At 66.7% G+C, this 20,829-nt stretch carries 23 protein-coding genes and 2 tRNA genes; 13 read left to right on the forward strand and 12 right to left on the reverse strand.

Annotated elements, in window-relative coordinates; all coding sequences use genetic code 11:
- The first annotated feature begins 21 nt into the window (after positions 1 to 21).
- The 3 genes from AB0P11_RS07140 to AB0P11_RS07150 are packed head-to-tail and all read left to right on the forward strand — an operon-like array spanning position 22 to position 3,196.
- A complete protein-coding gene (locus AB0P11_RS07140) occupies positions 22 to 1,095 on the forward strand; it encodes a mechanosensitive ion channel domain-containing protein (RefSeq protein ID WP_056278698.1) in 1,074 nt (357 codons plus the stop codon).
- On the forward strand, positions 1,050 to 1,541 hold the full coding sequence (locus tag AB0P11_RS07145) for a globin (RefSeq protein ID WP_222839269.1): 492 nt from the start codon (positions 1,050 to 1,052) through the stop codon (positions 1,539 to 1,541). The genes AB0P11_RS07140 and AB0P11_RS07145 overlap by 46 nt, the downstream gene beginning before the upstream one ends.
- Complete coding sequence (locus tag AB0P11_RS07150) at positions 1,538 to 3,196, forward strand: FAD-binding dehydrogenase (protein WP_363520808.1); 1,659 nt, start codon at positions 1,538 to 1,540, stop codon at positions 3,194 to 3,196. Before AB0P11_RS07145 ends, AB0P11_RS07150 begins: the two co-directional genes overlap by 4 nt.
- 12 nt (positions 3,197 to 3,208) lie before the next feature.
- Here AB0P11_RS07150 and AB0P11_RS07155 read toward each other — a convergent pair whose 3' ends face one another.
- On the reverse strand, positions 3,209 to 3,874 hold the full coding sequence (locus AB0P11_RS07155) for a hypothetical protein (RefSeq protein ID WP_363520811.1): 666 nt from the start codon (positions 3,872 to 3,874) through the stop codon (positions 3,209 to 3,211).
- Between the two features lie 51 nt (positions 3,875 to 3,925).
- On the opposite strand from AB0P11_RS07155, the gene AB0P11_RS07160 reads away from it, so the two are divergent.
- Positions 3,926 to 4,813: an acyl-CoA thioesterase II gene (locus AB0P11_RS07160; protein WP_056278695.1), complete on the forward strand. Its 888-nt coding sequence runs from the start codon at positions 3,926 to 3,928 to the stop codon at positions 4,811 to 4,813.
- A gap of 29 nt (positions 4,814 to 4,842) precedes the next feature.
- Here the strand turns inward: AB0P11_RS07160 and AB0P11_RS07165 are convergent, their stop codons facing one another.
- The 4 genes from AB0P11_RS07165 to ssb form a co-directional block, all read right to left on the reverse strand.
- Positions 4,843 to 5,331, reverse strand: a complete 489-nt coding sequence (locus tag AB0P11_RS07165; RefSeq protein ID WP_056278694.1) for a thioesterase family protein — start codon at positions 5,329 to 5,331, stop codon at positions 4,843 to 4,845.
- A gap of 7 nt (positions 5,332 to 5,338) precedes the next feature.
- Positions 5,339 to 7,018, reverse strand: coding sequence for an energy-dependent translational throttle protein EttA (ettA, locus tag AB0P11_RS07170; protein WP_363520815.1), 1,680 nt, complete (start codon positions 7,016 to 7,018; stop codon positions 5,339 to 5,341).
- Between the two features lie 83 nt (positions 7,019 to 7,101).
- Positions 7,102 to 7,605, reverse strand: coding sequence for a hypothetical protein (locus AB0P11_RS07175; RefSeq protein ID WP_072591251.1), 504 nt, complete (start codon positions 7,603 to 7,605; stop codon positions 7,102 to 7,104).
- A gap of 81 nt (positions 7,606 to 7,686) precedes the next feature.
- Positions 7,687 to 8,232 carry a single-stranded DNA-binding protein gene (ssb, locus tag AB0P11_RS07180; RefSeq protein ID WP_363520818.1) on the reverse strand — a complete coding sequence of 182 codons (546 nt, stop codon included), beginning with the start codon at positions 8,230 to 8,232 and terminating at the stop codon, positions 7,687 to 7,689.
- A gap of 202 nt (positions 8,233 to 8,434) precedes the next feature.
- Here ssb and AB0P11_RS07185 point away from each other — a divergent pair, with 202 nt between their 5' ends.
- The gene (locus AB0P11_RS07185; RefSeq protein WP_053096023.1) at positions 8,435 to 8,704 is read left to right on the forward strand and encodes a hypothetical protein; all 270 of its coding nucleotides are present in this window, start codon (positions 8,435 to 8,437) and stop codon (positions 8,702 to 8,704) included.
- A gap of 24 nt (positions 8,705 to 8,728) precedes the next feature.
- Here AB0P11_RS07185 and AB0P11_RS07190 read toward each other — a convergent pair.
- A tRNA-Arg gene (locus AB0P11_RS07190) sits at positions 8,729 to 8,804 on the reverse strand.
- A 59-nt stretch (positions 8,805 to 8,863) separates the two neighbouring features.
- Between AB0P11_RS07190 and orn the strand changes: the two genes are divergently transcribed.
- The 6 genes from orn to AB0P11_RS07220 all read left to right on the forward strand — a co-directional run bounded on the left by orn (position 8,864) and on the right by AB0P11_RS07220 (position 11,519).
- Positions 8,864 to 9,490 (forward strand): oligoribonuclease, encoded by a 627-nt coding sequence (orn, locus tag AB0P11_RS07195; RefSeq protein ID WP_053096022.1) that lies wholly within the window; start codon positions 8,864 to 8,866, stop codon positions 9,488 to 9,490.
- A 36-nt stretch (positions 9,491 to 9,526) separates the two neighbouring features.
- Positions 9,527 to 9,602 (forward strand) — tRNA-His (locus tag AB0P11_RS07200).
- Positions 9,603 to 9,727: 125 nt separating this feature from the next.
- Positions 9,728 to 10,357, forward strand: coding sequence for a LysE family transporter (locus AB0P11_RS07205; RefSeq protein ID WP_056278693.1), 630 nt, complete (start codon positions 9,728 to 9,730; stop codon positions 10,355 to 10,357).
- A gap of 36 nt (positions 10,358 to 10,393) precedes the next feature.
- Positions 10,394 to 10,741 carry a metallopeptidase family protein gene (locus AB0P11_RS07210; RefSeq protein WP_056278692.1) on the forward strand — a complete coding sequence of 116 codons (348 nt, stop codon included), beginning with the start codon at positions 10,394 to 10,396 and terminating at the stop codon, positions 10,739 to 10,741.
- Positions 10,738 to 11,031, forward strand: a complete 294-nt coding sequence (gene clpS, locus AB0P11_RS07215; protein ID WP_053096019.1) for an ATP-dependent Clp protease adapter ClpS — start codon at positions 10,738 to 10,740, stop codon at positions 11,029 to 11,031. Before AB0P11_RS07210 ends, clpS begins: the two co-directional genes overlap by 4 nt.
- Complete coding sequence (locus AB0P11_RS07220) at positions 11,028 to 11,519, forward strand: DUF2017 family protein (RefSeq protein ID WP_363520824.1); 492 nt, start codon at positions 11,028 to 11,030, stop codon at positions 11,517 to 11,519. Before clpS ends, AB0P11_RS07220 begins: the two co-directional genes overlap by 4 nt.
- A gap of 1 nt (position 11,520) precedes the next feature.
- Here AB0P11_RS07220 and AB0P11_RS07225 read toward each other — a convergent pair whose 3' ends face one another.
- The 6 genes from AB0P11_RS07225 to gatC are packed head-to-tail and all read right to left on the reverse strand — an operon-like array spanning position 11,521 to position 17,072.
- Complete coding sequence (locus AB0P11_RS07225; protein WP_363520827.1) at positions 11,521 to 12,102, reverse strand: hypothetical protein; 582 nt, start codon at positions 12,100 to 12,102, stop codon at positions 11,521 to 11,523.
- Positions 12,086 to 12,403 (reverse strand): hypothetical protein, encoded by a 318-nt coding sequence (locus tag AB0P11_RS07230; RefSeq protein ID WP_053096016.1) that lies wholly within the window; start codon positions 12,401 to 12,403, stop codon positions 12,086 to 12,088. Before AB0P11_RS07230 ends, AB0P11_RS07225 begins: the two co-directional genes overlap by 17 nt.
- Positions 12,404 to 12,440: 37 nt before the next feature.
- The gene (gene dinB / locus AB0P11_RS07235) at positions 12,441 to 13,697 is read right to left on the reverse strand and encodes a DNA polymerase IV (protein WP_053096015.1); all 1,257 of its coding nucleotides are present in this window, start codon (positions 13,695 to 13,697) and stop codon (positions 12,441 to 12,443) included.
- A gap of 47 nt (positions 13,698 to 13,744) precedes the next feature.
- Complete coding sequence (gene gatB / locus AB0P11_RS07240; protein WP_363520831.1) at positions 13,745 to 15,259, reverse strand: Asp-tRNA(Asn)/Glu-tRNA(Gln) amidotransferase subunit GatB; 1,515 nt, start codon at positions 15,257 to 15,259, stop codon at positions 13,745 to 13,747.
- On the reverse strand, positions 15,259 to 16,776 hold the full coding sequence (gatA, locus tag AB0P11_RS07245; protein ID WP_053096013.1) for an Asp-tRNA(Asn)/Glu-tRNA(Gln) amidotransferase subunit GatA: 1,518 nt from the start codon (positions 16,774 to 16,776) through the stop codon (positions 15,259 to 15,261). Before gatA ends, gatB begins: the two co-directional genes overlap by 1 nt.
- Positions 16,773 to 17,072: an Asp-tRNA(Asn)/Glu-tRNA(Gln) amidotransferase subunit GatC gene (gatC, locus tag AB0P11_RS07250; RefSeq protein ID WP_053096012.1), complete on the reverse strand. Its 300-nt coding sequence runs from the start codon at positions 17,070 to 17,072 to the stop codon at positions 16,773 to 16,775. Before gatC ends, gatA begins: the two co-directional genes overlap by 4 nt.
- Positions 17,073 to 17,139: 67 nt before the next feature.
- On the opposite strand from gatC, the gene AB0P11_RS07255 reads away from it, so the two are divergent.
- Together AB0P11_RS07255 and AB0P11_RS07260 are read left to right on the forward strand one after the other, a co-directional pair.
- Entirely contained in the window at positions 17,140 to 18,840 is a 1,701-nt protein-coding gene (locus tag AB0P11_RS07255) for a long-chain-fatty-acid--CoA ligase (RefSeq protein ID WP_363520835.1), read from the forward strand.
- Between the two features lie 47 nt (positions 18,841 to 18,887).
- Entirely contained in the window at positions 18,888 to 20,732 is a 1,845-nt protein-coding gene (locus AB0P11_RS07260; protein ID WP_053096010.1) for a DEAD/DEAH box helicase, read from the forward strand.
- Positions 20,733 to 20,829: the final 97 nt, after the last annotated feature.

A 20,829-nucleotide genomic window follows, 5' to 3' on the forward strand; every position in this document is an offset into this window, starting at 1 on the left:
CTGATCGCTACTCTGGAGGGGATGATGCAGCCATTCGATACGAACCCTGACCCTGCAGAGACCCCACTCCCCGACTGGTGGATGGATGCTGTCACCGTGCTCCGGGACGTGGGCCTCCAAGCTCTCGGGGTCGTCGCGATCATCGGCGGCTGCATCCTGATCGGTCTGGTCCTCCGAGTGGTCATCCGACGCGTCGTGCACCGGATCGTCGACAGTGCGAAGAGCAAGGCAGACGTCGACGACACCCAGGCCCTCGAGCGATCTCCGCTCGCCGACATGCGCCTCGTGCAGCGGACGCGAACTCTCGGGACGATCCTGCAGAACATCGTCAATGTGATGCTCGTGGTGATCGCGATCGTGCTGGTGGTCAACCATCTGTCCCCCACCCTGCTCGGTTCCCTCACCCTGCTCACTGCGGCGGTCGGCGCGGGCCTCGGCTTCGGCGCTCAGAACATCGTCAAGGACGTGCTGAACGGCATGTTCATCGTCGCGGAGGATCAGATCGGCATCGGCGACGTCGTCGATCTCGGTCTCGCGTCAGGCGTCGTCGAGTACGTGAGTGTGCGCATCACCCAGGTCCGTGATGTGAACGGCACCCTCTGGTACGTCCGGAACGGCGAGGTGCTCCGCATCGGCAACATGTCCCAGGGTTGGGCGCGCGCGATCATCGATGTCGGTGTGCCCGTCGACTCGGACTTCGACAAGGCCGAGCAGACCATGTTGGACACCGCGCTGGCGCTGGCCAAGGATCCGAAGTGGCGAACTCGCATCGTCGAGAAGCCGGAGCTGTGGGGTCTCGAGTCGATCGACGGCGACGCCCTGGTCATCCGTCTCGTGATCAAGGCTCGCGCGAACGCCAAGGACGACGTGGCGCAGGAACTGCGCAAGCGTCTGCGGTCGGCCCTGCTCGAGAACGAGATCGCGCTCCCGAGCATGACGACGGTCGTGCCCACCGGTCTCGACGGTGCACGCCGGGTTCGGGGTGCGAATCCGCCCAAGACCCGTCCGAACGCGGTCACCGGCGTGCCTGCGATCCCGGACAGGGGAATCTGGCGACGCAAGAAGACGAACGACGACGGGAGCCCCCAGAAGTGACTTTCTACGACGAGGTCGGCGGTCGCGACACCTTCGCGAAGATCGTGTCGGTCTTCTACCGCGAGGTCGCACTCGATCCTGTCCTGAAGCCGATGTATCCCGAAGAGGATCTCGGCCCCGCCGAGGAACGCCTGCTCCTGTTCCTCGAGCAGTACTGGGGCGGCCCCACGACGTACGGCGAGACTCGTGGCCACCCCCGCCTCAGGATGCGCCACATGCCGTTCCACGTCGACCCCGACGCGCGTGACCGGTGGCTCCGGCACATGCGAACGGCCGTGGACGAGGCGGAGTTGTCGCCACTCCACGAATCGACGCTCTGGGACTACCTGGAACGAGCCGCGTATGCCATGGTGAACACATTCGAGCCGTCCGGCATCGGCGCACCCTCCGCCGGGCGTCCCACGCTCGAGACGCGATCACGTCAGGAATCAACGGAGAGCACATGACGACCACGCCCCTGTCTGCAGACGTACTGGTCATCGGATGGGGGCTTGCCGGGCTCGTCGCGGCGAGTGAGGCGTTGGATGCCGGGCGTCGCGTGATCCTCGTCGACCAGGAGCCGCGCACGAATCTCGGCGGGCAGGCGTGGTGGTCGTTCGGCGGACTCTTCTTCATCGATTCGCCCGAGCAGCGACGGATGGGGATCCGGGATTCGCTCGCGCTGGCGACCCAGGACTGGTTCGGAACGGCCTCCTTCGACCGCCCGGAGGATCACTGGCCGCGCCGGTGGGCCGAGGCCTACCTCCAGTTCGCGGCCGGTGAGAAGCGCGCGTGGCTGCGCGAACGCGGCGTCACGTTCTTCCCCGTGGTCGGATGGGCCGAGCGAGGCGGATACGGTGCACTCGGTCCGGGCAACTCGGTTCCGCGATTCCACATCACCTGGGGCACCGGGCCCGGTGTCGTGGCTCCGTTCGCCGCAGCAGTCGAACAGGGTGAGCGCGAGGGCCGGATCACGATCCTGCCCCGCCACCGGGTGACCGAACTCGTCACCACCGACGGAGCCGTCACCGGCGTACGGGGAACGATCCTGGAGTCGAGCCCCGCGCTTCGCGGCGTCGAGTCGTCACGGTCCGCGATCGGCGACTTCGAGATCAGCGCCGGAGCGACGATCGTCTCCTCGGGCGGCATCGGCGGCAACCACGATCTCGTGCGTGCGGCATGGCCTGCGAGCCTCGGCGTGCCGCCCGAGCACATGCTGACGGGGGTGCCCGCGTACGTGGACGGATCGATGCACGCCGTCTCGGACGCGGCGGGGGCTCGCCTCGTGAACGGTGACCGGATGTGGCACTACGTCGAAGGCATCACGAACTGGGATCCGGTCTGGCCGTCCCACGGCATCCGCATCCTCCCCGGACCCTCGTCGCTGTGGCTCGATGCCACGGGGACGCGATTGCCTGTCCCCCTGTTTCCTGGCTTCGACACGCTGGGCACGCTCGCCCACCTCCGCCGCACCGGCTACGACCACTCGTGGTTCATCACCTCTCGTCAGATCGTCGAGAAGGAGTTCGCCCTCTCGGGAAGTGAGCAGAACCCCGACCTGACGGGCAAGGACGTCGGTCTGCTGGTGAAGTCCCGACTGGCGAAGGGACCGACCGGCCCGGTGCAGGCATTCCTCGACGAGGGTGAGGACTTCATCGTCGAGAACGATCTCGAGTCCCTGCTCGAGCAGATGAAGCGGCATCCCGGCGGCGAATCGCTCGACATCGACCGCGTCCGACGGGAGGTCGTGGCGCGCGACCTGGAGATGGACAACGAGTTCTCGAAGGACGCCCAGATCGGCATGCTTCGCTCCATGCGCGGATATCGTGGCGACCGGCTGATCCGCACCGCCGCACCGCACCGGCTCCAGGATCCGGCAGCAGGTCCGCTCGTCGCTGTGAAACTGCACGTCCTCACGCGGAAATCACTCGGCGGAATCAATACCGATCTCGACGGCCGTGCTCTCGGAGCCGACGGCGAACCGATCCCCGGCCTGTATGCCGCGGGCGAGGCGAGCGGCTTCGGCGGCGGCGGGATGCACGGCTACCGCGCACTCGAGGGCACGTTCCTCGGCGGATGTCTCTTCTCGGGTCGTCAGGCCGGGCGCGCTGCCGCGCGGTGAGCTCGTACGCGTCTACTGTGCGGAGCCCGTACCCCTGACGGCGGTCAGGCCCGACGCGACCGGGCCTCGGGAGAGAACGTGTCCGCGACGGAAGGCGAGCCGAGTCCATCGCCCCGATTGCATGACCGGAACGTCCTCCTCGCCGGAGATGAAGCCGAACGCGTCCGCCGCGAATGCCACTCCGCGCGGCAGACCGCCGAGATCGTCATCGGGCTCGCCCCAGATGGCCGCACGGAGGGCTCTGACCGCCTCCTCGCCCGCGCCCGGCATCGCTCCACGAGCAACGGCGCTGATCCCCCACTGGGCGCGTCGGGCGATCACGGATGCCGGCAGGGTCGACGTCGCCTGCCAGTGACCGCGCGGCGGGGCCACCCCGGCCCACGCGGGTGAGAGCCCGGTCTCCGGCAGTGTCAGGGCGCTCTCATCGTCCGTCGCTGTGAGCGCGGCGACGACGACGTCGCACTCGAGCTCGGGGTCCGCCTGGACGACTCGCATCGCCAGCACCGTCGGAGTCTGATCGAACAGGCCGTGGGGAGAGAGCGCGGCGCCCGTCAGCGCGAGAACTCCCCTCGCTGCCTGCAGCCGAACCCCTTCATCGGAGATACGGGTCGCTCGTCCGAGGAAGGTCAGAACGTCCTTCGCGGTCTCGGCGTCTGCGAGAAGAAGCTGGTGGGGCACACCCTCTAAACTAGCAACGCCAGAAGCATCCGCAGTCGCGGGAAGGAAGTCATGACCGCCGACGCCCACGCGATCCGCACCGTCGAACAACTCCTCGACGTGCTCGATCTCGACTCGACGCAGGCTCGCACCACCGAGGACATCTTCACCGGTTCGTCGCATCCGATGCCGTCCGGACGGATCTACGGTGGCCAGGTGCTCGCGCAGAGCCTGCTCGCCGCGGAGCGCACGCTTCCGGAGGATCGGGCCGTCCACTCCATGCACGGCTACTTCCTGCGGCCGGGCGACGCGAGTCAGGGAATCACGATCGCTGTGGATCGCATCCACGACGGGCGATCCTTCTCGACTCGCCGATCACAGGCCTATCAGAACGGCGTACCGATCTTCTCGATGATCGCGTCCTTCCAGGACGAGGATCCGGGACTCGAGCATGCCGTCCCCATGCCCGCCGATGTCCCCGGTCCCGACTCCTTGCTCCCCGATGAGCAGCGCGTCGACGGTCTGCCCTCCGGCGTCGTGCGGATGCTCAGTGATCGCGCGGCCGACGTGCGCCATATCGACTCGCCTCTGTTTCTGCCGAGCGCAGACGACCGCGTCCCTCAACAGGGTGTGTGGATGCGCATGAAGGCGCCGCTTCCCGATGACCAGCGCATCCACAGGGCGGCTCTCGCATACCTGAGCGACATGACGATCCAGGAATCGATCCTCCGGGCCCATGGCGTCTATTGGGGCCTGCCCGGGCTCAAGGTGGCGAGCCTGGACCACGCGATGTGGTGGCACCGTCCCGCACGTGTCGACGAGTGGTTGCTCTATCTGCAGGAGTCCCCGAACGCGCGCGGCGGCCGTGGACTCGCCCAGGGACGCATCTACACGCAGTCGGGCGACCTCGTCGCCTCGGTCGCGCAGGAGATCATGGTCAGGGTGCCCGCACCGGCGTGATCCGGCCGGCGCCGACGAGTCAGCTCACCTCACCGGTGGGCGTACTCGATGGACGGCCCGACGTACGGTTCCCAGGCCTCGCGCATCTCCTGCGTGAGCCGCGTGGGTCGTCCGGTCTTCGCATCGACGAGCACGATGATGGCGGTGGAGCGCGCATAGATCGTACGAGGTTCCGCCGTCGGGTCGTTGTGCACCTCGTAGCAGACCTCGACGCTGGAGCCGCCGAGCTTGCCGAACCACATCTGCACTTCGAGCGGGCGCCGTTGATACGGCACCGGTGCGAGATACTCGATCTCCTGACGAGCGATGAGCGTCAGCGTTCCCTCGTCGATGCCTGAGTCGAGCACAGCGGTGGATGGCGCCTGCTCACCGGGACCCGCACGCCAGAACGCGCGTACGCGCGCCTCCTCGAGGAGCTTCAGCATCGAGGTGTTGTTGACGTGATTGAATGCGTCCAGATCCCCCCAGCGGAGGTGGATCGGGATGTGCAGCCGGGATCCCGGTGTCAGGTCGGACATCGGGCGGTCAGTCGCGCGTGAGCTTGCGGTGCGTCGAGCGGTGCGGCTTCGCCGCGTCTGCACCGAGGCGCTGGATCTTGTTCTCCTCGTACGCCTCGAAGTTGCCCTCGAACCAGTACCACTGGTCGGGCTTCTCGTCGGTACCCTCGTACGCGAGGATGTGCGTCGCGATGCGGTCGAGGAACCACCGGTCGTGGGTGATCACGACTGCGCAGCCGGGGAATTCGAGCAGCGCGTTCTCGAGGGAGCTCAGCGTCTCGACGTCGAGGTCGTTGGTGGGCTCGTCGAGCAGCAGCAGGTTGCCGCCCTCCTTCAGGGTGAGGGCCAGGTTCAGTCGGTTGCGCTCACCACCGGAGAGCACACCGGCCTTCTTCTGCTGGTCCGGCCCCTTGAAGCCGAACTTCGAGACGTACGCGCGCGAGGGGATCTCCGTCTTGCCCACGGTGATGAAGTCGAGCCCGTCGGAGACGACCTCCCACAGCGTCTTGTCCGGGTCGATGTTCGACCGGGACTGGTCGACGTAGCTGATCTTGACCGTCTCACCGATCTTGAGGTCGCCCCCGTCGAGCGGCTCGAGGCCGACGATCGTCTTGAACAGCGTCGTCTTACCCACACCGTTCGGGCCGATCACCCCGACGATGCCGTTCGGCGGAAGGCTGAAGCTGAGGCCGTCGATGAGCGAACGCCCGTCGAACCCCTTCTTCAGGTTCTTCGCGTCGATGACGACACTCCCGAGTCGGGGACCCGCCGGGATCGTGATCTCCTCGAAGTCCAGCTTCCTGGTCCGCTCTGCCTCGGTCGCCATCTCCTCGTACCGCGCGAGACGTGCCTTGGACTTGGTCTGACGGCCCTTCGCGCTCGACCGCACCCACTCGAGCTCCTCCTTGAGGCGCTTGGCGAGCTTGGCGTCCTTCTTGCCCTGGATCTCGAGGCGTTCGCCCTTCTTCTCCAGATAGGTCGAGTAGTTGCCCTCGTACCCGATGAGCCGACCACGGTCGACCTCGGCGATCCACTCGGCGACGTGGTCGAGGAAGTACCGGTCGTGGGTGATCGCGATCACCGCGCCCTTGTACGCCTGCAGGTGCTGTTCGAGCCAGAGCACGCTCTCGGCGTCCAGGTGGTTGGTGGGCTCGTCGAGCAGCAGAAGATCGGGCTTCTGGAGCAGGAGCTTCGCCAGCGCGACTCGGCGCTTCTCTCCACCGGAGAGAGGCGCGATGGCGGCATCGGCCGGCGGCGTGCGGAGGGCGTCCATCGCCTGCTCGAGCTGCGAGTCGAGGTCCCAGCCATCGGCTGCATCGATCTCTTCCTGCAGTGTGCCCATCTCGGCCAAAAGCGAGTCGAAGTCCGCATCCGGGTCGGCCATCAGCATCGAGATCTCGTTGAAGCGGTCGACCTTCGCCTTGATGGCGATGCCGTCCTGGATGTTCTCGATGACGGTCTTGCTCTCGTCGAGCTCGGGCTCCTGCATCAGGATCCCGACGGAGAAGCCGGGAGACAGCTTCGCCTCGCCGTTGGACGGCGTGTCCATGCCGGCCATGATCTTGAGGATCGTCGACTTGCCGGCGCCGTTCGGACCCACCATGCCGATCTTGGCACCGGGGAGGAATGCCATGGTGACGTCATCGAGGATGAGCTTGTCGCCCACCGCCTTGCGCGCACGAACCATCGAGTAGATGTACTCAGCCACCGAAAACCGCTCCTTCTGTTGGCGTCGAAGATCGACACTCCAGCCTACCGGCGATCGCAGGGCTCGCTACCGGAGCCGCCGTATCACCAGTCGATTGCCCGCGTCGCACCGACGAGACAGCGCCCCTCTGCGAGCTGGGGCATCACGACGGCGACGGGCTCGCCGGTCGACGGTCCCACCTGGCCGACGAGGCACTCCGCGTCGCCCCAACGCACCGCGAACTGCAGGCTCTCGACCGGGTTTCCGACCGTCGTGACGTCTGCGGTCACCTGCATGGCGGCCTTGTCGAAGCCGGCCGCCGTCAGGGCATCGATATACGCGCGGCCGGAAACCCTCTGCTCGGATGCCCATACGCCGTCGGTCACGGCTGCGAAGAGCGGCAGGTTGTCCTCCGCACTGCCGTCCGCCACGAACACGGGACCTGCCGGAGATGCCGACGGCCCCGGCGACGCAGCGGCGTCGGTCGGACCCGGTGCCGGTGCGGGCGAGGCTGTCGGACCGCACGCCGTCAGCAGCAGCACCAGAGTCGTGCCAATGCCGACTGCGATCGCTGAACGCGGTGCGGAGGAGTCCGGTCGTCGAAGCACGAACCGAGTCTACGGGCGTCCTCCTCCGCACGCGTCCGGCTCACCACGATCGAGTGCGTCGGACGCAGTCCTCACCCGCCCTCAGGACGCACCGGACCCTGAGGGGAACGAACCCACGAGGTCGCTGCCTGATCCCGCAGGCTCGGCGTCGTTCGCGGCCCACGACGTGTCGATGTCCTTCATCTCATCGCTCGAGCCCAGGCTCCCCGCGTCGTCGCTGACCGCATCCGACGGCGCCGCGTCACCTCGCGGAGGCGCGTCGACGGTCGATCTGGAGCTACGGCGATACGCGGTCGTGCCCCAGCGGAGGTCGTGGCCGATCGCATCCGCGTCGATGTCGACGCTGGTCCCCTGCTTGCCGTTGTTCTCCCAGGCGCGGATCTTCATCCTCCCGGTGACGATCACGCTGTCGCCCGCCCGCAGCGAGGCCTTGGCATGCTCTCCCAACTGGCGAAAGGCCGCGACCGAATACCAGTTCGTGACCACGTCGATCCAGGTCCGCGTCGATTCGTCGAACCGCCTGTGAGTGCTGGCGAGTCGGAAGTTCGTGACAGGGATCCCGCTGGTCGTGCGCCCCTGGGTGGGATCGGTCGCAACGTTTCCCACGATCGTCACTGTGTCGTACATGTTCGCTCCTCTGTGCCCGGAACGTGCGTCCGGCTCGCTACAGAGTGCGCTCCGGCGGTGCTTCCTGCGCACGCGGAACACCAGATCCTGAACAACCAGAATCGACGTCCGCATGTGCAGAAGAACTGCGCTTGCCGCCGCCTCACGCCACCCGCGCAATGTCGGTGGTCGGTCATACGTTCGAATCAGGAAAGGAGATTCGATGTCCGCCACCCTGATCACGTCCGTCCCCGAGGTTCCCCACGCGACGCCGCGGCTGTCGGCGAAGAAGGAGCACCTTGTGCGCGCCTCAGCCCATCTCTGGCGGGTGCAGGACGCGAAGGACCGGGTCCTCGGGCATCTGCGCCTCGTCCCGGATCCCCTCGGGGTCAGGTATCGGGCGGAACGCCTCCACCTCGCCACGTCGTCTTTCCGACTCGTCGGAGACTTCTGGAGCGCAGACGATGCGGTGGCCGCGCTGCGGAACGGATGAGCCTCCGCACACGTGCCCAGGCGATGGTGCCCCCGGCAGGATTCGAACCTGCGACCAAGAGATTAGAAGGCTCCTGCTCTATCCCCTGAGCTACGGAGGCGCACAGAACTACCGTACCGCGCCCGACTCGGATGTCGGAGCCGTCGATAGGATGGCGACATGGTATCTGCCTCAGAGAACGACCGCCTCGTCTGGATCGACTGTGAGATGACCGGTCTCGATCTCTCCGTCGACGAGCTCGTCGAGATCGCCGTCGTCATCACTGATTTCGAACTGCGTCCGGTCGATCCCGGCTTCCAGATCGTGATCCGCCCGAGCGACGCAGCACTCGAGAACATGAACGACTTCGTGACGAAGATGCACGAGTCCTCCGGGCTGATCACAGAGATCCCGCATGGCGTCTCGCTGGCCGAGGCCGAGGAGCAGACCCTCGCCTACATCAAGCGGTTCGTCCCCCTCGAACGCAAGGCTCCGCTCGCAGGCAACACCATCGGCACCGACCGCATGTTCCTGGCGAAGTACATGAGCCAGGTGGACCAGTGGCTGCACTACCGCAACGTCGACGTCTCCAGCATCAAGGAGTTGTCGCGGCGGTGGTACCCGCGGGTGTTCTTCCAGGCGCCGGCGAAGGACGGCGGACACCGCGCCCTCGCGGACATCCTCGAGTCGATCCGCGAGCTGCGGTACTACCGTGAGGCGGTCTTCGTCGACGAGCCCGGACCGTCGAGTGACGACGCTCGCGACATCGCCACTCGCACCGTGTCAGAGTTCACCCCGAACATGTAATAGACTCGTCTGGTTGCCAATCGCGATTGGCACATGGTGGGTATAGCTCAGCTGGTAGAGCGCTGGCTTGTGGTGCCGGATGTCGCGGGTTCGAGTCCCGTTACTCACCCCACTCAGAAGAAGGTCCGAGTCGAGAGACTCGGACCTTCTTCTGTTCTCCTCGTCGGATGACGCCTCGGTCCTCAAGCCCAGGCGGCGGTGATCGAGAGCACGCTGAGCTGCCCCTAGGATTGCGGGGTGTCGCTCGCCGTGTGGTTCTCGCTTCTGACCGCCTGCGTGGTGATCAGCTTCACGCCGGGCGCCGGTGCCATCAACACGATGTCGAACGCTCTGAGTCAGGGCTGGCGCCGATCGATCTGGGGCATCCTCGGGCAGCAGCTGGCTCTCGTCCTCCATGTCGTGATCGTCGCCGCGGGCCTGGGGCTTCTCGTCTCGCAGTCCGAAGTCCTCTTCAACGTGATCAGGTATGCCGGCGCGGCGTACCTGGTCTTCCTCGGAATCCGACTGATCCTCACGAGGCCTCGACGTGCCGCCGATGACGACGGGACGGTCGTCGACCTGCACGAGGGCCACTGGTCGATGATCAGACGCGGATTCTGGGTCAACCTGCTCAATCCCAAGGCGATCGTCTTCTTCCTCGCCTTCATCCCGCAGTTCATCCGACTGGACGAGCCCCAACTCCCCCAGTACCTCACTCTCATCGGCACCGTCATCATCGTCGACATCGTGGTGATGTGGGGATTCTTCGCCACAGCGGCCGGGCCGTTCCGCAGGCTCACGAGATCCTCGCGAGGGCAGCGGACGCTCAACAGTGTCTTCGGCGTCCTCTTCATCGCCGTCGCGGGCCTCCTCGTCTTCCTCCACTGACGCGCAGCTCCCCCAGCCGGCAATAGGCTGGAGCTGATGGAGATGGATGCAGCGGACTTCGAAGAGCTCGTGATCGACGAGCTCGATCGTCTGCCCGACGAGATGGTCGACGGGCTGGAGAACGTGGTGTTCGTCGTCGAGGATCGTCCGGAGGATGGAAGCCTCGACCTGCTCGGACTCTATGACGGCTTGGCCCTGACGGAGCGCACGCAATACGGCTCCGGGGAGCTCCCGGATCGGATCGTCGTCTATCGCGAGTCTCATCTGGCCGCCTGCGACACCGATGACGAGCTTCGCGACGAGATCCATACGACCCTCGTGCACGAGATCGCGCACTTCTACGGCATCGACGACGAGCAGCTCCACACGCTGGGCTGGGCATGAGTCCCCTCGCTACACCTGACATCGACGAACAGCTCGATCTCTCGGCCGCCCCGCTCGAGCCCTGGGAGGTCGTCGTGTGGAACGACCCGGTGAATCTGATGAGCTACGTCGTGCGGGTCTTCCGCACCTATTTCGGATATTCGCTCGAGCGAGCCACGATGCTGATGCGACAGGTGCACCACGACGGTCAGGCCATCGTCGCTACGGGCCCGCGCGAGACGATGGAGGTGCACGCGCAGGCGATGCACGACTACGGCCTCTGGGCGACCGTCCGAAAGGCTTCGAGGTGACCGACCTGACCGTACGGGTGCGGATGGCCCGCGTCGAGGGTGCGCAGCTGGTGCACCTGGTCGACGACTTCCGTGAACTCGTGGGAGCGAACCGCGACGTCGAGGATCCCGCGATCGGTCGCCTGATTCCAGACCCCTATCCCGAAGACGAAGACTCGTCGCGCGCGTTCCGTGACGCGACCCGAGACGATCTCTTGGATCGACGCGCTCTGGACGCGGACATCGTCCGTACCGCACTCGCCGGGATGCGCGGGGACCTCGGCGACATGTCCCGGGACGAAGCCTTCGCAGAGCACGATCTCGACATCCCCCTGTCTGATGTCGACGCGTGGATGCGCACGCTCACCGCCCTCCGACTCGTCATCGCCGAGCGTCTCGGGATCCAGAACGATGACGATCATGATCCCGACGACCCGAGGTACGGTGTCTACGACTGGCTCGGATATCGTCTCGAGCTGACTGTCGAAGCGGCGGACCGCCTCCTCTGAGCTACGGCACTTCGACGACCCTGGTCGCCAGGGAGCGGGGATCATCGCGCGCGATGTGATCGCTTTCCTGCCGCGCCCACTGCTCCCAATGAGGCCGGTACGTCTCCCCATCCCGCGCCAGAGCCCGCGCCTTGCGGCCGGTTTCGGCGGACTCGATCCAGACGCGCACGTCCGCGATCGCCGCGGTGGCCGGGGTCAGTATCCCGCTCCCCTCGATGAGCACGCCCAGCGAGGGGTCTACCGCGTGAGTCTCAGCCTCGGCGCCCTTCGCCCAGTCCCAGCGTCGCCACTCCCCGAGGTACCCGCGACCATGCGGACGCAGAATACCGTTCAGTGCTCGCTCCACTCCGTCGCTGAGGCCGTCCCAACCGGGGTAGATGGAGTCGAGAGCGACGAGCTGCACCCGTCCGGCGATCGGCCAGCGCTGGACGAGCATCCGGGCGAGAGTCGTCTTACCGGCACCGCTGCGACCGTCGATGAGGACGACCGGATTGGCCGCAGACAGCATCCGGATGTCCTCGACGACCTGGGTCGCTGCGCGCTCGAGCGCGACAGCGACCGGGTCGTCACTTCTTGAGTGCACGGATGATGCGAGAGAGCGCGCGCCCGGTGACCCAGATGAACGGCACGGCGACGACGAGCAGCGTCACGATGTTGGGCTCGAATCGGAGTCCCTCCTCGCGGCGGACGTAGACGCCGACCGGCACGGAGACACCGCCGCCACCACCGCCTTCGGCGCCGTCACCGCTGCCTCCGCCGAAGCCGGAGTAGGTGAAAGCGACAGGAGTGATGCTCACTCCATCGACATCCTGCTGTTCGCCGTACGCGCTCTTCACGCCGAACGCGGCGGCCTGCTTTCCGAGTTCCAGTGCAATGTTGGGCATGGCTCCACGCTAGTCCAGGAATCGTCCGCGACAAGCGTCAATCCAGTCCATGGGCCTTGGGATGCTGGGCAGCGCCGCGGCCGTCACCGCGCCCTATGTGGCGCGCTCGACTGATCGTGGCGCTCCCGAACCGTGCCACGGCGTCGTCGACCGCGCCCTCGACGCGTCGCCAGTCCTCATCGTCGTCCCACAGGCCGAACCCGCCACCGCCGGCGGGGCGCAGCTTCTCTGCGCGCACCCCGACGAGCCGCACAGGATCGCGTCGCTCGATCTGATCGAAGAGCGTCTGAGCCGCTTCGCCGATGCGCTGCCCCACCGCGGTGGGTTCCGGGAGCGTCTGTGAACGGCTGATGGTGCGGAAGTCGTCGAACCTGATCTTGATGGCGACGGTCGAGGTCTCCCACTCTGCTTTCCGCAGACGCGCCGCGACGCGGTCCGCGAGGCGCAGCAGCTCAGCCCTGAGGAACGATCGGTCCATGATGTCCGTGTCGAACGTCTCCTCGTGCCCGATGCTCTTCTCCACCCGCTCGGTCTCGACTGCACGGGGGTCCTCCCCGCGGGCGAGTTCCGAGAGCCGAGCGCTCAGAGCCGGTCCGACGGCACGGTCGAGAATCGCCTGCGACGAGGTGCGGATGTCCCGCACTGTGCGAATTCCTCGTCCCTCCAGCGCTTCGGCGGCTTTCGGGCCCACACCCCACATCGCACGCACTGGGCGCGGATCGAGGAAGTCCTGGGTTTCCGATGCGGCGATGACCAGCATCCCGTCAGGTTTCGAGATCGTCGAGGCCATCTTCGCCACATGCTTGGTCGCAGCGACGCCGACGCTGCAGGTGATCCCGACCTCTTCTCTGACTCGCTCGCGAACGAGGTGCGCGATTCTCGCAGGGCTCCCCCACAGACGTCGGACGCCCCGCACATCGAGAAACGCCTCGTCGACAGAGAGCGGCTCGACGAGCGGTGTGAACGACTCGAAGATCGCCATGACCTGTCGCGAGACGGCGTGGTATCGATGGAAATGCGGAGGGACGATGCGCGCAGAAGGACACAGGCGCAGAGCCTGAGAGACCGGCATAGCTGCGCGAACGCCGTAGCGACGAGCCTCGTACGAGGCGCTCGACACCACCGAGCGACCGTCAGGCGCTCCGATGATCAACGGCAGTCCTCGCAGGCTCGGATCATCGAGCACCTCGACGGCCGCGTAGAACGCATCCATATCGACGTGCAGGATGCTCGTGCCGGTGTCGTCGGCATCCGCGGACGACACGATGCGCCCTCTGCCGTCACCGTGACCCATGACACCATTCTCCCCCGGGCCTCGGACATGAGGCCCGGGGGAACCGGTTACTGCGCAGCGCGCTCGAGGACGAGTTCGCGGACACGGGCGGCGTCCGCCTGGCCCTTCATCGCCTTCATCACAGCGCCGATAACGGCCCCGGCGGCCTGGACCTTTCCGTCCTTGATCTTGGCCAGCACATCGGGCTGCGCTGCGAGTGCGTCGTCGATCGCTGCGATCAGCGCACCGTCATCCGAGACGACCGCGAGTCCGCGGCCGTCGACGACCTCCTGAGGCGTGCCCTCGCCCGCAATGACGCCCTCGAGCACCTGACGCGCGAGCTTGTCTGTGAGCGTTCCGGCGTCGACGAGTTTCTGCAGGGCCGCGACGTTCTCCGGCGAGACCAGCTCGGTGACGTCCTTCTCCTGTGAGTTGGCGAGGCGCGTGATCTCGCCCGTCCACCACTTCCGGGCCGTCGCCGGAGTCGCGCCGGCGGCGATCGTCGCTTCGACGACCTCCAGCAGCCCTCCATTGCGCACGTCCTGGAACTCCAGGTCCGTGAAGCCCCACTCGGCCATCAGACGGCGTCGACGGGCGACGGGCTGTTCCGGGAGCTCGGCACGCAGGGCATCGATCAGCTCTGCTGCAGGCTCCACCGGCAGGAGATCGGGCTCAGGGAAGTAGCGATAGTCGTCCGCATCCGACTTCGGACGACCGGGCGAGGTCGTCCCGGTGTCCTCGTGCCAGTGTCGCGTCTCCTGAGTGATGGTCCCGCCATCGGCGAGGATCTGCGCCTGACGCTGGATCTCGTACCGGACGGCACGCTCGACCGAGCGCATCGAGTTGACGTTCTTCGTCTCGGTGCGGGTGCCCAGCTTCTCCTGTCCGCGGGGACGCAGCGACACGTTCGCGTCGCAGCGCAGGTTGCCTCGTTCCAGACGCGCCTCGGAGATCCCGAGGCTGCGCACGATGTCACGGATCGTCGCGACGTATGCCTTGGCGACCTCGGGGGCGCGGTGCTCGGTGCCGAAGATCGTCTTCGTCACGATCTCGACGAGCGGCACACCGGCACGGTTGTAGTCGACGAGCGAGTATTCGGCTCCCTGGATGCGTCCGGTCGCGCCACCCATATGGGTGAGCTTGCCGGCGTCCTCCTCCATGTGGGCGCGCTCGATGGGGATCTGCACGATCGTGCCGTCCTCAAGCTCCACCTCGACGGAACCCTCGAACGCGATCGGCTCGTCGTACTGGGAGATCTGGTAGTTCTTGCCGAGATCCGGGTAGAAGTAGTTCTTCCGGGCGAAGCGGCTCGACGGTGCGATCGAGCATCCGAGAGCGAGACCGAGACTGATCGACGAACGGATCGCCGTCTCGTTCACGACCGGGAGCGATCCGGGCAGGCCCAGATCCACCGGCGCGATCAGCGTGTTGGGCTCGGCGGCGTGGTAGAGCTCGTTCGCCGGGTTCGGCGCGTCCGAGAACATCTTGGTGTGCGTGTTGAGCTCGACGTGGACCTCGAACCCGAGCACGGGCTCGTACAGTTCGAGCGCCTTGTCGAAGTCCATGAGCTTGGCGGTGGCCATCAGCGGGTCCCTCCCACGAGCTGGGGTGCACGCGTGAGAAGCGGCGCTCCCCACGAATCGACGAGCAGCGTCTCGACGGCGGCGCCCACCTTGTAGAGTCGCGCATCCTCCCGCGCCGGTGCGATGAACTGGATGCCGACGGGCAATCCGTCTTCCGACGCGAGTCCGCTGGGGACCGAGATGCCGGGAACGCCCGCGAGGTTGACGGGAATGGTCGTGATGTCGTTCAGATACATCTGCAGCGGATCGTCGATCTTCTCGCCGATCTTGAACGCAGTGGTCGGAGCCGAGGGCGTCGCGATGACGTCGACCTCCGCGAAGGCGTTCGCGAAGTCCTGCTGAATGAGCGTGCGCACCTTCTGAGCACTGCCGTAGTACGCGTCGTAGTAGCCGGCCGACAGCGCGTAGGTGCCGAGGATGATGCGTCGCTTCACCTCGTCGCCGAACCCGGCGTCACGCGTGGCGGACATGACGTCCTCGACGGTGGGGGTGCCGTGGGGCGTGACGCGCAGGCCGAAGCGCACCGAGTCGAACTTCGCGAGGTTGCTCGACGCCTCCGCAGGCAGGATCAGGTAGTAGGCCGCGACGCCGTACTCGAAGTGCGGAGCGCCGATCTCGACGATCTCCGCGCCCTGCGCCTCCATCATCGCGAGCGCGCTGCGGAACGATTCCGCGACACCGGGCTGGAACCCGCTGTCCGGCAGCTCTCGGATGACACCGACCTTGAGCCCCTTGAGCACGTCACCGCGCGCGCCCTCACGGGCCGCGTCAGCGAATGAGGGCCACACGTCACGCAAAGACGTGGAGTCCTTCGGGTCGTGCCCGCCGATCGCATCGTGCAGGAGACCCGCGTCGAGCACTGTACGCGTGACGGGTCCGACCTGGTCGAGGCTGGAGGCGAGTGCGATGGCCCCGTAGCGGCTGACGCCGCCGTAGGTCGGCTTGACGCCCACCGTGCCGGTGACATGAGCAGGCTGACGGATCGAGCCGCCGGTGTCGGAGCCGAGTGCCAGCGGAGCCTCGAAAGCGGCGACTGCTGCCGCCGATCCGCCGCCGGAACCGCCCGGGATCCGGTCGAGGTCCCACGGGTTGCGGGTGGGACCGTAGGCGGAGTGCTCTGTCGAGGACCCCATGGCGAACTCGTCCATGTTGGTCTTGCCGAGCGGGATCAGCCCCGCCGCGCGCGAGCGGGCGACGACCGTGGCGTCGTACGGCGAGCGGTAGCCCTCGAGGATCCGCGAGCCGCTCGTCGTCGGCTGGTCGGTCGTCACGAGGACGTCCTTGATCGCGAGCGGCACGCCGGCGATCGGGCCGAGCTGCTCACCCGCCGCACGCTGGGCGTCGACAGCGGCGGCCGCCTCGAGCGCACCCTCGTTGATGTGCAGGAAGGCATGAACGTCGCCGTCGACGGCTGCGATGCGGTCGAGGTGAGCGCGAGTGGCCTCGACGCTCGAGATCTCGCGGCTGGCGAGCTTGTCGGCAAGCTCCGCCGCAGTCATGCGGATGATGTCGCTCACTGCTCTTCTCCCAGGATCGCGGTGACGCGGAATCGGCCGTCGGCCTGATCCGGCGCGTTCTGGAGCACCTGCTCGTGTGTGAGGGTCTCGCCCACCACATCGGGACGGTAGACGTTGCTCAGCGGAATCGGATGACTCGTCGCTGCGATGTCGGGGCCTGCGACCTCCGACACCTTCGCGATGTTGTCGACGATGGCATCGAGCTGGCCCGTGAGTCGGGACACCTCGTCGTCGTTGAGCTGGATGCGCGCGAGCACGCCGAGATGACGCACAAGATCAGGGGTGATTTCAGACACGGCCCCAGTCTAGTTGCCGTGCTCACCGGGTCCCTGCAGTCCGGCGAAGCCGCCCTATGCTGGGCGGGTGAGCTCGTACCAGCCTCCTCGCCCATGGATCGCCAGCTATGCCGCAGGCGTCCCGGAAGACCTCTCCCCCGTGTCCGGATCGCTGGTCGACATCGTCGCCGCGTCCGCCCGCGACTACCCGGATGCCCCCGCCCTGCAGTTCTTCGGTCGTGAGACGTCGTACTCAGAACTGCAGAATGCGATCGACCGAGCAGCCGCAGGACTGCGCGACCTCGGCGTGCGGGCGGGCGATCCCGTGGCGATCGTGCTTCCGAACTGTCCGCAGCACATCGTGGCGTTCTACGCGGTGCTCCGTCTCGGCGCCGTCGTCGTCGAGCACAACCCGCTCTACACCCCGCGCGAGCTGCGGAAGCAGTTCGAGGACCATGGCGCGAAGCACGCGATCGTGTGGAACAAGGTCGTCGCCACGGTGCAGGAGTTCCCCGCCGACCTCGCCGTGACGAACCTCATCTCCGTCGATGTGACGCGCGCGATGCCCCTTCTCACTCGTGTGGCGCTACGGCTGCCGGTGGCGAAGGCCCGTGAGTCTCGCGCCGCTCTGACCGAGAAGGTGCGAGGAACCGTCACCTGGGACTCGCTGGTGCAGTCCGCCCCGATCCCTGCCGCTCATCCGAAGCCCGCCACCGACGACCTCGCGATCATCCAGTACACGTCCGGCACCACGGGAACCCCCAAGGGCGCCGCCCTGACCCACGGCAACCTGCTCGCGAACGCCGCGCAATCGCAGGCATGGGTTCCGTCGATCCAGCGCGGCAAGGGCTGCGTCGTGTACGCGGTGCTGCCGATGTTCCACGCCTACGGTCTCACGCTCTGTCTGACATTCGCGATGTCCATGGGTGCGCGCCTGGTGCTCTTCCCGAAGTTCGATCCGGATCTCGTGCTCGACGTGATGAAGAAGCACCCCGCCACCTTCCTTCCCCTCGTGCCCCCGATCGCCGACCGCCTGCTGTCGGCGGCGAAGGCGAAGGATGTCTCGCTCGACGGCATCGAGGTCGCGATCTCCGGCGCCATGGCTTTGCCGCACGAACTCGTGGTGCCGTTCGAGGCGGCGACGCATGGCTTCCTCGTCGAGGGGTACGGACTCAGCGAGTGCTCCCCCGTGTTGATGGCGAACCCCGTAGCTGACAACCGCGTCCCCGGCACCGTGGGACTTCCTCTTCCGGGAACCGAATGCCGCGTCGTCGATCCCGAGAACCCGACCGTCGGCGTTCCTGAAGGATCCGCGGGTGAGCTCCTGGTGCGCGGACCCCAGGTGTTCTCCGGCTACTACGGCAAGCCGGAGGAGACGGAGGCCGTCTTCGTCGACGGCTGGTTCCGCACCGGTGACATCGTGACGGTCGATGAGGCGGGTTTCATCCGGATCGTCGACCGCATCAAGGAGCTGATCATCACCGGCGGCTTCAATGTGGCCCCCACCGAGGTCGAGAGCGCTCTGCGTCAGCATCCTCAGGTCGTGGACGCTGCCGTGGTCGGTCTGCCGAGCGACCACTCCGGCGAGGAGGTCGTCGCCGCGATCGTCGTCGACGCGGGGGCAGACGTCGACGTCGAAGCGATCCGCGAGTATGCGCGCAGCATCCTCACCCCGTACAAGGTTCCGCGGCGTCTGTTCATCGTCGACGAGCTGCCCAAATCGCTGATCGGCAAGGTGCTGCGTCGCCAGGTCAAGGAGAGACTGCTCACTCTGACTTCCGGCTCCTGAGGGCGCCCTCACAGGCGCGGAATCCCGCGAAGCGCTACCCTTGGTCAGTGACTCCTGAAGACGCTGTGCCCACCGACGCCCCCGAGACCCCTGGATTCGAGGAGCTCGGCATCACCGGCCCCGTCCTCAAGGCCATCAAGGACCTCGGCTACGAGACCCCCTCCCCCATCCAAGCCGCCACGATCCCGACCCTGCTCTCCGGTCGCGATGTCGTCGGTATGGCGCAGACCGGAACGGGAAAGACCGCGGCATTCGCGCTCCCCGTGCTCGAGCGCCTCGACGTGTCCCAGAAGACCCCGCAAGCTCTCGTGCTCGCTCCGACCCGCGAGCTCGCTCTGCAGGTGTGCGAGGCGTTCGAGTCGTACGCGTCGAAGATGAAGGGCGTCCACGTCCTCCCCGTCTACGGCGGACAGGGCTACGGCGTGCAGCTGTCGGCGCTGCGCCGCGGCGTGCACGTGATCGTCGGCACCCCCGGTCGCATCATGGACCACCTCGCCAAGGGCACCCTCGACCTGTCCCAGCTGCAGTACCTGGTGCTCGATGAAGCCGACGAGATGCTCAAGATGGGCTTCGCCGAAGACGTCGAGCAGATCCTCGCGCAGACGCCCGAGGAGAAGCAGGTAGCCCTCTTCTCAGCGACCATGCCCCCGCAGATCCGCCGACTCGCGCAGAAGTACCTGCGTGAGCCCGAAGAGATCAGCATCAAGTCGAAGACCGCCACCGGCACCAACATCACGCAGCGGTACCTCGTGGTGTCGTACGCGCAGAAGGTGGATGCGCTCACTCGCATCCTCGAGGTCGAGAACTTCGACGGCATGATCGTGTTCGTCCGCACGAAGAACGAGACCGAGACGCTGGCCGAGAAGCTGCGTGCCCGCGGATACTCCGCCGCCGCCATCAACGGCGACGTGCCCCAGGTCCAGCGTGAGCGCAGCGTCAACCAGCTCAAGGCGAGCAAGCTCGACATCCTCGTCGCGACCGACGTGGCCGCTCGCGGTCTCGACGTCGAGCGCATCAGCCACGTCATCAACTTCGACATCCCCACCGACACCGAGTCGTACGTGCACCGCATCGGCCGCACCGGCCGCGCGGGACGCACCGGAGACGCGATCAGCTTCATCACCCCGCGTGAGCGCTACCTGCTCAAGTCGATCGAGAAGGCCACGCGTCAGCAGCCCACTCAGATGCAGCTGCCCAGCCTCGACGACGTGAACACCACGCGCCTCGCCCGCTTCGACGACGCGATCACGACCGCGCTCAGCGATAGCACCCGCATCGAGAAGTTCCGCGACATCATCGACCACTACGTGCGCAACCACGATGTGCCCGAGGCCGATGTCGCAGCTGCGCTCGCTGTCGTCGCCCAGGGCGATACTCCTCTGCTGCTCGACCCGGCCGACGACGCCCTGTCGAAAGCGGTCGAGTACGACAACCGTCCGCCGCGCGAGAGCAACACTCGCGAGCGTCGCGAGACCCGCGAACCGCGCGAGCGCCGTGGGCGCGGCGACTACAAGCCGTACCGCATCGAGGTCGGACGCCGTCACCGCGTCGAGCCCCGTCAGATCGTCGGCGCACTCGCGAATGAGGGCGGCCTGGGTCGTGATGACTTCGGCGCGATCAACATCCGGCCGGACTTCACTGTCGTCGAGTTGCCGGCGAACCTCGATTCGTCCGTCCTGGAGAAGCTGAAGGACACCCGCATCTCGGGTCGGCTCATCGAGATCAAGCCCGACCGTGGGCCTGGAGCCCGTCGTAACGACGGCCCTCGTGACGGCGCCCGCGGTGGGTTCGAGCGCCGCGATGACCGTCCGCGCTACGACCGTGACGACCGTCCTGCTCGCACCGATGAGCGAGGCGAGAAGCCGTTCCGCAAGCCCCGGCACAAGGGCTGATCTCGCGGATGAGGGATGCCGCGGCATCCGTCACGTCGACCCGCTGATAGGTGCCGATGCTGACCATGGTCCGAGCCTTCCTGCAGGTGGTTCCGGG

The organism is Microbacterium sp. NPDC079176, assembly GCF_040686675.1.
In the GTDB taxonomy this organism is placed as follows: Bacteria; Actinomycetota; Actinomycetes; order Actinomycetales; family Microbacteriaceae; genus Microbacterium.